Origin of the sequence: Marinomonas gallaica, assembly GCF_049821165.1 — a bacterium.
Lineage (GTDB): Bacteria > Pseudomonadota > Gammaproteobacteria > Pseudomonadales > Marinomonadaceae > Marinomonas > Marinomonas gallaica.
This window is the reverse complement of sequence record NZ_CP187511.1, coordinates 653,974-665,067: the sequence shown is the minus strand read 5'-3', so window position 1 is coordinate 665,067 and position 11,094 is coordinate 653,974. Positions and strand designations below refer to the sequence as shown.

Here is an 11,094-nt window from a genome sequence, read left to right as displayed (position 1 = left end):
TCAGCCCAGTTTTTCTATCAATGCTGCTTCGAAAGGCTCCATCGCTCAACTGAAACTAAAAATACTCTTTCTTATCCTGATAGCTTCTACCAGTTACTTTAGTTACTCAGGTATAGTTTTAGTGAAGGGAATATGGCATCTCCTCCGTGCGTCTTGCAACATTCATTATCCCCAAACCTGAGTATAACGTTCACATCCTGTCACCGTTTTTTAACCATTCATACCCTGTTTCTAAAGAGATGTCTACTTTGACGCTGGTATCTATATACTTTGGCGCTGATATTTTTCGGGGGGATTACCGTTGAAAAGAGTCCTGAATTTAACACGAAGCTTTTATAGGTTCTGATTGGGTGCAGAGTTCTCGCATACTCTTAAAACAACAGCGCTTAAAGAGTAAAAGCCCCAGTCAGAAACTGGGGCTGTGACATCCTGAGAATTACAAAATACAGACGTTTTCTATTTACCAATACAGAAAGAGCCGAAGATACGACCGAGCAAGTCATCGCTGGTAAAAGCACCTGTGATCTCACTGAGAGCTTGCTGCGCTTCTTTTAGATCTTCTGCTAACAACTCTCCTGCACCATGGCCATGTAGCTGTTCAAAGCCTGCGTCAAGGAAGCTGTTGGCTTTCTGCAGCGCTTCGATATGGCGACGACGAGCGATAAAACCGCCTTCCGTTGTACTGTCAAAGCCCATTACAGTTTTCAAATGCGTGGTTAACGCATCGATGCCATCATTGGTTTTTGCCGATAACGAAATCACAGGCAGTCCGTTACATTCTTCATAGCCCGTGCTTTCTTTGGTTAGATCGACTTTGTTTCGGACCAGTGTTAGGTGATCTTTAGAGGTCAATTGCCCCATAAACTCTGGCCAAATATCGTTTGGATCATTGGAATTGACCGATTGGCTGTCGACCATCAATAGAATGCGATCGGCTTTATGGATTTCTTCCCAAGCACGCTGAATACCGATGCGCTCCACTTCGTCTGGGCTGTCGCGTAACCCCGCGGTATCAATGATGTGCAGTGGCATACCATCTAGATGAATATGCTCTCGCAGTACATCGCGAGTGGTGCCTTCGATCGACGTCACGATTGCAGAGTCTTTGCCTGATAATGCGTTCAAAAGGCTCGACTTACCCGCATTCGGACGCCCTGCGATCACCACACTCATACCTTCACGTAGCAGTGCGCCTTGGTTCGCCTCTTTCATCACGCTTTGCAGTTTATCGCGAATCTCTTGCAGCTGAGCGGCGACTTTACCGTCGCCGATAAAATCGATTTCTTCTTCAGGAAAATCAATGGCGGCTTCTACGTAAATACGCAAATAAATAAGGGCTTCCACCAGTTCGTCAATGCGTTTGGAAAACGCACCTTGTAACGAGCGTAAAGCACATTTTGCCGCTTGTTCGGACGATGAGTCGATTAAATCGGCAATGGCTTCAGCCTGTGTTAAGTCCATCTTATCGTTCAAGAAAGCACGCTCTGAAAACTCACCAGGACGCGCTAGACGCGCGCCAAGCTTCAGGCAACGGCTTAATAACATATCAATAATGACAGGGCCGCCATGGCCTTGTAATTCGAATACGTCTTCACCGGTAAAGGAGTTTGGCCCCGGGAAGTAAAGTGCAATGCCCATATCCAACTGCTCGCCTTGAGTATCGTTGAATGGAACATAATGAGCGTAACGAGGCGTTGGTTCAAAACCGATAATCGCCTGTGCAATTTCGAGACTTTTGGCGCCGGAAACTCGCACGATGCCGACACCGCCACGACCAGGAGCGGTGGCTTGCGCGACAATGGTATCTTGGTCGATGAGTTGCTGAAAATCTGACATAACGGCCTGTATAAACGATAAAAATAATATGCTTAGTGTAAGACTTTAATAACAAAAAGGCTTCCCGTAGGAAGCCTTTTTTAACAATGGAATGACGGTAAATAACTAGCCGTTTTTCTCTATGTTCTTAGTGATCACGTATTGCTGGATGATCGAAAGCGTGTTGTTCACAACCCAGTACAGTACAAGACCAGACGGGAACCACAAGAAGAAGAACGTAAATGCGATCGGCATAATCTTCATGATGCGCGCTTGCATTGGATCTGGAGGCGTTGGATTCAGCGCTTGCTGACCTAGCATACTCAGACCCATTAGGATCGGCAGTACAAAGTAAGGATCCATTGCTGACAGGTCAGTGATCCATAGCATAAATGGCGCGTGGCGTAGCTCTACCGATTCCATCAATACCCAGTAAAGGGATAGGAATACTGGCATTTGTACCAGAATAGGAAGACAGCCACCCAGAGGATTGATCTTCTCTTTCTTATACAGGGCCATCATCGCCTGGGACATGGCTTGTCGATCATCACCGTGCTGTTCACGAAGGCGAGCAAGCTCAGGACCAAATTTACGCATTTTCGCCATAGAGCGGTAACTTGCTGCAGACAGTTTGAAGAACAATGCCTTCACACAGACTACGATCAAGATAATCGCCACACCCCAGTTAATAACAACCGATTGAATCGCCGTTAATAACCAGAACAACGGTTGTGCTAACCACCATAACCAGCCGTAATCTACGGTTAAGTCTAGGTTTTCAGCCGTTGCGGCTAATTGATCTTGCAGTTTAGGTCCCACGTAGAAAGTCGAACTTAGCGTGCCTTGCTGACCCGGTGGTACTTCGACAGCAGAACCTGTGAAACCAATTAGGTTAAAGCCATTGTTCGTACGCGCTTGCAGCGTCACTTTTTGACCTTGCTCCGGAATCCAAGCCGATACAAAGTAGTGTTGCAGCAATGCTACCCAACCTTTCGTTGTTGTTGACTTAACTGGATTTTCCGCCATGTCATCGAACGAAATTTTATCGTATGGGTTTTCTTCATTAGAGATTGCACCACCGATAAATGGTTGCAAGCCCATATTTGTTGCTGTGCTAGGGTCTTCACTGTTATCACGTTTGATTTGCGCAAACTGATTACCGCGCCATGTTTCAGAGCTGGTGTTGTTTACGGTAATCAACTGACGGATGCTGTAAGCGCCGCGTGTGAAAACGAAGGTTTTAGTGTAGCTAATGCCTTTGTCATCCGTGTAGTAAAGGTTCACATCCATTGTGTTATCACCCTCTTCAAGGGTGTAAGACGTTTGCTCTGCACTGTATGTTGGTCGAGTGCCGCTTGCATCTGGGCCGTCGCGTCCAATCAAACCACTTTGCGTGACATAAAGGCGTTCACCGCCATTATCTAAAATCACAAATGGCTCTGTGCCATTATTGGTTTTCATGTATTGCAACAAAGAGGCTTCAACCAAATCGCCACCCAAAGGGTTGATTGCCACATCAAGAGTATCGGTCTTAACGTGAATCAGTTGGCCTTGAGCAACAGGTGTTGCTTGATCTGGAATATCCGCATTGCTCGCCGCTTGGGTAATCGAGTTCGCGCTTGGAAGATCGGAATCTGCATTAGTTGCTACAACCGTTTCACTTGGCGTGCTTGCAGATTGTGCTGTTGCAGCTGTGCCATAGTCTTGGTTCCACTGCAGGAACAGCAGGTAGCCACTGACAAACAGAGCTCCCCATAATAAGTAACGTCTGAAATCCATGGTATTCAACTAGTTTCTTTGGTTGGACGATGGAGGTGAAAACACCCGTTTTAAAATCACGCCGTATTAAACCAGCCTTTAGCTGATTTTTCAGCCTATTTCTGCGATGTCTTGCGTTGTTTTTGCTCAAAATTTGGCTTTTGGGCTTTCTTGGCCAGTTGCTTCCACGCTTTTTCTAAGCGTTTGTGCAAATCTGGGTTATCTACATCGCGAATGCCGTGGCGAGCTAGAAAAATGATATCTAAACCATTTAACAGGTCTTTCTGGTGACGGAAGGAATCGCGTACCACGCGTTTGATGCGGTTACGGCCTACGGCTCTCTTGTCTGTTTTCTTGGACACTATTAAGCCAAGACGTGCCTGACCTTCGTGTTTTCGAGCTAGTAAGAGAAATTCGCCAGCAAAGACTTTGGAGGAGGTGTCATTAAAGACGGATTGGTAGTCCCCGGCATTCAGGAGCCTGACCTGCCGGGGAAACATAAAGCGTGTCATCAAAGATTACGCGCTTAGAACCTTGCGACCGCGAGCACGGCGAGCCGCCAATACTTTACGACCGTTTTTTGTTGCCGAGCGAGCACGGAAACCGTGTGCGCGTTTACGTTTTAGTACGCTAGGTTGGAAAGTTCTTTTCATTTCAATTCTCTCACTGAATCAGTGTTCTGAGTGTGAGGGTTAGCGTCCGCCAAGCCTCTTGGTTTGATTACAAAATCAGGGCGCGGATTTTAGAGGGTTTACCGGCACAATTCAATCCAGCACAGACGCTTTTCTGTAAATAAATTAACCACCAATGCTTCAATAACTTACGCACAGCGTTATACCGAAGATGTGCGTAAAAAATAATTTTCGCTCTAATAGTTATGCACATAGCATTATGTGAACCATATAAATTGTTTTATTAACAAATAGTTGAGTGACGAAATACCTGTTGATAAAAATATTCTAAAGCCGCTGTTAATATGTGGGTAAGTAGGTGTTTTATGCACACTAGATACGGTTCATTCACTGCTGTGCATAAGTCTTCCTGTTATTAACATTTTTTTATTTTTTATGATTTGAGCTAGATACTGCATTTTTTGTGGATAACTGCGAATGCTCACGCTAAAATCCCCCTCTTGCTTAAAATTTGTCGAATTTAAAACTCAATCAAGGAGAGCGTTTATCGTGTCTTTGCAGTATTGGGAGCGCTGTCTTGTTACCTTGCAGGAAGAGTTTTCCACATCACAGTTCAATACCTGGATTCGTCCGCTGCAAGCGCAAGCCGAGTCTAATGGGGATCTGTGCCTGTATGCTCCAAATCGTTTTGTGCTCGATTGGGTAACGAATAAGTACCAAGCGCGCATCAAAGAGTTGTTGTCTGAGTTTGCGGGAAATGAGCCAGCGCCAAGCCTAGTCTTGGCGGTACGCCAAAATAATTTCGTCAATCCTACTCCGCCACCACCCCAGCAACCGCCAGCGGCCAAAGCACCGGAGCCTGCACCACGTTCAGGGTCTCATTCGGAACCTGTGTTTGAATCAGGTTATAGCCCTGGTTTTAGCTTGATGGACCATAACGATCGCGACGGCCCAGAAATCGAATTCGAGGCACCGCTTAGTTTAGGCGACAATTATGTTCGCCCTGAACCGGAGCCTTATGAACAAGGTCAATTGCCGCTTACCCCGCCTAATCGTAAGGTTGAAGTTGAAGGGGGTATTAATCACGGCGCCAATTTAAATAACTCGTTTACCTTTGAGAACTTTGTCGAAGGTAAGTCGAACCAACTTGCCCATGCGGCCGCGCAACAAGTGGCTGAAAATCCAGGGGGCGCTTACAATCCGCTGTTTATTTACGGTGGTGTGGGTTTAGGTAAAACCCACTTAATGCAAGCCGTGGGCACAGAACTAATGCGTCATAATCCCAATGCCAAAGTGGTGTATTTGCATTCGGAACGTTTCGTGGCGGATATGGTAAAAGCGTTGCAACTCAACGCAATTAATGATTTTAAACGCTATTACCGTTCTGTTGACGCCCTTTTAATCGACGATATTCAATTCTTTGCCGGTAAGGATCGAACTCAGGAAGAGTTTTTCCATACCTTTAATGCTTTGCTTGAAGGCGGTCAGCAGATGATTTTGACTTGCGACCGTTACCCAAAAGAGATTCAAGGTTTAGAGGATCGTTTGAAGTCGCGCTTTGGTTGGGGTCTAACAGTAGCGATAGAGCCGCCGGAACTTGAAACTCGTGTGGCGATTTTGATGCGTAAAGCGGAAGAAAGCGGTGTTAAACTGTCTTATGATTCGGCATTCTTTATAGCGCAAAAAATACGCTCGAATGTGCGAGAATTAGAAGGCGCTTTAAAGCGAGTGATTGCCAATTCTCATTTTACCGGACGTTCCATCACGCCCGACTTTGTGCGCGAGTCATTAAAAGACTTATTGGCCTTGCAGGACAAGTTAGTGAACATTGATAATATTCAGCGTATTGTCGCCGAATATTACAAAATTAAGATCAGTGACCTGCTGTCTAAACGTCGCAGTCGATCCGTTGCTCGTCCGCGTCAAGTCGCTATGTCGTTGGCCAAAGAGCTGACCAACCACAGTTTGCCGGAAATCGGCGATGCCTTTGGTGGTCGAGATCATACGACGGCGCTGCACGCGATTCGTAAGATAAAAGAGCTGCAGGATACGGATTCGGATATCCGTGAAGACTACAAGCAATTGATGCGCATTCTGACCACCTAATTGGTCTAAGACTTTGAATTAACGAGGAAAAGAATGAAATTTTCAGTCGTCCGCGAAACGCTCCTTAAACCGCTACAATTAGTAGCTGGTGTGGTTGAGCGTAAACAAACGATGCCAGTATTAGCCAATGTGTTGGTGGAAGTAAAAGATCAAACTCTGACATTGACGGGTTCAGACCTTGAGGTGGAACTGGTAGGTCGTGCGCAGCTAGATGAGTGCGAAGAAGGCCGCATCACCGTCCCTGCTCGTAAGTTAATGGACATTTGTAAAAGCTTGCCTGACAGTGCTGTGATCGAATTCTCAGTTGATGAGTCAAAAGCCGTGATCCGTTCTGGCCGTTCACGCTTCAGTTTATCTACCTTGCCTGCGGAAGAGTTTCCAAACATTCAGGATATGCAAGGCGAACTTGTGGTGAAGATCCCACAAGGAAATGTACGTAAGCTGATTGATCGCACTGGCTTTGCTATGGCAAACCAAGACGTACGTTATTACCTAAACGGTATGCTGTTTGAAGTGGCAGATGGCCAACTTCGCGCGGTGGCAACAGACGGTCACCGACTGGCGACGGCGGTTGAAGATGCTCACGTACAAGGTGATCTGACGCAAGTTATCGTACCGCGTAAAGGTGTGTTGGAATTGAACCGTCTACTGAACGACTCAGAGGACGAAGTTGAATTGACCATTGGCTCGAATCATATTCGTGCTAACGTCGGCGATTATACCTTCACATCGAAGCTTGTTGACGGCAAGTTCCCTGATTATCATCGCGTTATTCCACGTAATAACGAGAAAACGGTCACGGCAGATCGCCTTGAGCTACGCCAAGTCTTCTTGCGTGCGTCGATTTTATCGAACGAGAAATACCGTGGTGTGCGTTTGATTCTGTCCAATGGCATGTTGCAAGTGTTTGCTAACAACCCAGAGCAAGAAGAAGCCGAAGAATCCGTACTGGTTCAGTACCAAGGTGATAACCTTGAGGTTGGCTTTAACGTCGGTTACTTGCTCGATGTGTTGGGCGTTGTCAATTCTCAAGAAGTGCGTATTTCTTTGAATGACTCCAACAGCAGTGCTTTGATCGAAGAAGGTCAAGGCCATGCATCGCAGTACGTTGTGATGCCAATGCGACTGTAAACCCAATAAAGAGGGTGCGCTCGTGCCCTCTTCTTACTTTATAAGACCCCTATGCCACTGGCTCGTCTCGACATTTCTCGTCTTCGTAACCTTACCCATGTGCGCTTTGAACCGTCCCCTCAGGTGAACATCATTGTCGGGGAAAATGGCAGCGGTAAAACCTCGATACTGGAAGCGATCTATTTACTGTCCTTTGGACGTTCGTTCCGCAGTCATAAGTACAAAACTTACATCCAGTATGAACAGCCGGAATGTGTTGTGTTTGCGCAAGTTGATCAAGGTACTCAGCAGTTACCCGTCGGCATCAAACGTGGTCGTGATGGCCAAGTCGAAGTACGTATTCAAGGTCGTGCCGCACAGTCAGCTATAGAATTAGCCGAATGTTTACCCGTCCAGCTAATTAACCCAGATGCGTTCCGTTTATTGGAGGGCTCGCCTAAGATTCGACGCCAATTTGTCGACTGGGGTGTGTTCCATTTTGATGGGCAGTTTATAAATGCCTGGCGTGGGTGGCAAAAAGCGTTAAAACAGCGGAATAGCGTGCTCAGACGTGGTAAAATATCTGCCAATTTACTGGCGGCGTTTGATCAAGAGTTGATCCGCTTAGGTGAGCAAGTCAATCATACGCGTAAAGCGTATGTGGCCGCGCTAACGCCGCATTTTGAAAGCGTATTACAGCAGCTCGCACCAGATCTTGATGTGCATTTAACGTTCTTTCAAGGTTGGGACGCACAGCGTTCCTTAGCGGAAGCCGTTGAACACAGTTATCAGCGAGATATAGATGTTGGTTACACCAACACCGGACCTCAACGGGCCGATTTACGAGTTAAAACCCCGACAGGGGATGCACTCGATACGTTGTCTCGCGGCCAACAAAAGCTGGTGGTCTCGGCGTTAAAAATTGCCCAAGGGCAATTGCTGATTGAGCGTGGTAGACAGTTAGTGTTTTTAGTCGACGATTTACCCGCTGAACTGGACGCTAATCACCGCCGCAAGCTCTGTCAGCTGCTGGAATCTCTGGATAGCCAAATTTTTATTACAAGCGTTGGGCCAGATAGTATGGACTTTACTTGGTCTGATCAGATAGATGTTCGTCACTTCTCCATGAGACAAGGCGAATTGTCCCCAAACGCACAGGAGAGTTAAATGAGTGAAAATAATTACGATTCGTCCAGTATCAAGGTGCTTAAGGGGCTAGACGCTGTGCGTAAGCGTCCCGGTATGTATATCGGTGATACGGATGATGGAACCGGTCTACACCACATGGTGTTTGAGGTAGTGGACAACTCCATTGACGAAGCGTTAGCGGGTCACTGTGACACAGTCAAAGTCATCATTCATCCAGACGAATCCATTTCTGTATCGGACAATGGTCGTGGTATTCCAGTTGAGATGCACGAAGAAGAAGGTGTGTCGGCAGCTGAAGTGATCATGACGGTCTTGCACGCAGGGGGCAAATTCGATGACAACTCTTATAAAGTTTCCGGTGGTTTGCACGGTGTAGGTGTTTCAGTGGTAAACGCCCTGTCCGAAACGGTGACACTGACGATTCGCAAGAACGGCAAAGTCTATGAGCAGAATTATGCGCACGGTGTACCTCAAGCGCCTCTTGCCATTGTGGGAGACTCCGATGGTGCTGGTACCACGGTACACTTCAAGCCGTCGGCTGATACCTTCTCAAACATTCTGTTTGTCTACGACATTCTAGCTAAACGCCTACGTGAACTGTCTTTCCTAAACTCGGGTGTGGCCATTCACCTGAAAGACGAGCGTACGGGGAAAGAAGAATTCTTTAATTACGAAGGTGGTTTGAAGTCCTTCGTTGAGCATTTGAACACCAACAAAACGCCAATCAACGATATTTTCCACTTTATTTGTCAACGCGATGACTTAGAAGATGGCATCGCCGTAGAAGTGGCACTGCAGTGGAACGAAGGTTTCCAAGAAAATATCTACTGTTACACCAACAACATCCCACAGCGCGATGGCGGTACCCACCTTGCTGGTTTCCGTGGTGCGTTGACACGTACACTTAATAACTTCATTGAGTCTGAAGGCTTGGCGAAGAAGCAAAAAGTCGCGACCACAGGTGATGACTCCCGTGAAGGTTTAACGGCGATCGTATCGGTAAAAGTGCCGGATCCGAAGTTCTCTTCTCAGACCAAAGATAAATTGGTGTCGTCTGAAGTGAAAACCGCGGTTGAGCAAGAAATGGCGAAGCGTTTTGCTGAATACTTGCTAGAGAAACCGAGCGAAGCCAAAATCATCGTTAACAAGATGTTGGATGCGGCCCGTGCGCGTGAAGCCGCACGTCGTGCTCGTGATATGACACGTCGTAAAGGTGCCTTAGACATCGCCGGACTACCCGGTAAACTGGCTGACTGTCAGGAGAAAGACCCAGCGCTTTCTGAAATCTACCTAGTGGAGGGTGACTCGGCCGGTGGTTCTGCGAAACAAGGCCGTGACCGTCGTACGCAAGCGATCCTGCCACTGAAAGGTAAGATCCTCAACGTTGAGAAAGCGCGTTTTGACAAGATGTTGTCTTCTGCAGAAGTCGGCACACTGATTACGGCATTAGGGTGTGGTATCGGCCGTGACGAATTCAATGCGGACAAACTGCGTTATCACAGCATCGTTATTATGACCGATGCTGACGTCGACGGCTCGCACATTCGTACCCTGCTGCTTACGTTCTTCTTCCGTCAAATGCCGGAAATCATCGAACGTGGTCACATCTTTATTGCTCAGCCTCCGCTGTTTAAAATCAAGCGTGGCAAGCAAGAGCAGTACATCAAAGATGAACCCGCGCTGGAGCAATACCTTATTGAGGTCGCACTGGATGGCGCGAAATTCTTCATCAATGCCGATGCACCTGGTATTCAAGGCGAAGGCTTATCTAAGCTGATCCGTGATTACATTCGTGTTGAAGAAGACATTGAACGCTTGGCTCGTGTGTATCCGAAAGATGTTATGAACAAGCTTCTGTACTGTAAAGAGTTGACCGTTGATCAGTTGAACGACGAAGCGACGGTTCAATCTTGGGTGAATACGTTAGCACAGCAAATGCCATTAGACGTACGTACAGGTTTCCGTTTTGACTTCGGTGTCGAAAAAGATGCGGAGCGTAATACCTTCTTACCTGTCGTCGACATCATGTCTCACGGTGTGAACACGCGTTACCGTTTTGAGTCTGCATTCTTCTCATCGCCAGACTACAAACGCATTGTTGAGTTGTCACAAACGATCGATGAATTGTTTGAAGAAGGTTCGTACATCCAGCGTGGTGAGCGTAAAGAACCTGTGACGACCATCGAAGGTATGAAAGCATGGCTGATGAAAGAAGCGTCTCGGGGTCTAACGATTCAGCGCTATAAAGGTTTGGGTGAGATGAACCCTGAGCAGCTTTGGGAAACAACGATGGATCCAGATGCGCGTCGTATGCTGCGCGTTACCATTGATGATGCAGTAGCAGCGGATCAGATGTTTACCACCTTGATGGGTGACGAAGTGGAACCACGTCGTAACTTTATCCAAGAAAACGCTCTGAAAGTTGCGAACTTAGACGTTTAAGTCTAAATGTTTTTTGCAATGTAATGAAAAAGCCAGAGTTGACTCTGGCTTTTTTGTGTCTTGTTTAAGGCGTTGCTGAGTC

At 46.9% G+C, this 11,094-nt stretch carries 8 protein-coding genes; 4 read left to right on the top strand and 4 right to left on the bottom strand.

The genetic code is table 11. The features are described 5' to 3' along the window. Window positions 1-456 precede the first annotated feature (456 nt). The 4 genes from mnmE to rpmH form a co-directional block, all read right to left on the bottom strand. Window positions 457-1,836 (bottom strand): tRNA uridine-5-carboxymethylaminomethyl(34) synthesis GTPase MnmE, encoded by a 1,380-nt coding sequence (gene mnmE, locus ACPUEK_RS03105; RefSeq protein WP_425642301.1) that lies wholly within the window; start codon window positions 1,834-1,836, stop codon window positions 457-459. A 105-nt stretch (window positions 1,837-1,941) separates the two neighbouring features. Continuing rightward, entirely contained in the window at window positions 1,942-3,594 is a 1,653-nt protein-coding gene (gene yidC, locus ACPUEK_RS03100; RefSeq protein WP_067035482.1) for a membrane protein insertase YidC, read from the bottom strand. A 95-nt stretch (window positions 3,595-3,689) separates the two neighbouring features. Further along, window positions 3,690-4,085, bottom strand: coding sequence for a ribonuclease P protein component (rnpA, locus tag ACPUEK_RS03095; protein ID WP_067035478.1), 396 nt, complete (start codon window positions 4,083-4,085; stop codon window positions 3,690-3,692). 6 nt (window positions 4,086-4,091) lie between these two features. Then, window positions 4,092-4,226, bottom strand: coding sequence for a 50S ribosomal protein L34 (gene rpmH, locus ACPUEK_RS03090; RefSeq protein WP_082856320.1), 135 nt, complete (start codon window positions 4,224-4,226; stop codon window positions 4,092-4,094). Window positions 4,227-4,754: 528 nt separating this feature from the next. On the opposite strand from rpmH, the gene dnaA reads away from it, so the two are divergent. Genes dnaA through gyrB form a run of 4 tightly spaced genes read left to right on the top strand, consistent with a single transcriptional unit; the run spans window position 4,755 to window position 11,012 of the window. Beyond that, window positions 4,755-6,311 (top strand): chromosomal replication initiator protein DnaA, encoded by a 1,557-nt coding sequence (gene dnaA, locus ACPUEK_RS03085; RefSeq protein ID WP_067035474.1) that lies wholly within the window; start codon window positions 4,755-4,757, stop codon window positions 6,309-6,311. A 33-nt stretch (window positions 6,312-6,344) separates the two neighbouring features. After that, window positions 6,345-7,442: a DNA polymerase III subunit beta gene (gene dnaN, locus ACPUEK_RS03080; RefSeq protein WP_067035471.1), complete on the top strand. Its 1,098-nt coding sequence runs from the start codon at window positions 6,345-6,347 to the stop codon at window positions 7,440-7,442. Window positions 7,443-7,493: 51 nt separating this feature from the next. Beyond that, window positions 7,494-8,588, top strand: a complete 1,095-nt coding sequence (recF, locus tag ACPUEK_RS03075; RefSeq protein WP_425642300.1) for a DNA replication/repair protein RecF — start codon at window positions 7,494-7,496, stop codon at window positions 8,586-8,588. Continuing rightward, the gene (gene gyrB / locus ACPUEK_RS03070; RefSeq protein ID WP_067035464.1) at window positions 8,589-11,012 is read left to right on the top strand and encodes a DNA topoisomerase (ATP-hydrolyzing) subunit B; all 2,424 of its coding nucleotides are present in this window, start codon (window positions 8,589-8,591) and stop codon (window positions 11,010-11,012) included. Window positions 11,013-11,094 lie beyond the last annotated feature (82 nt).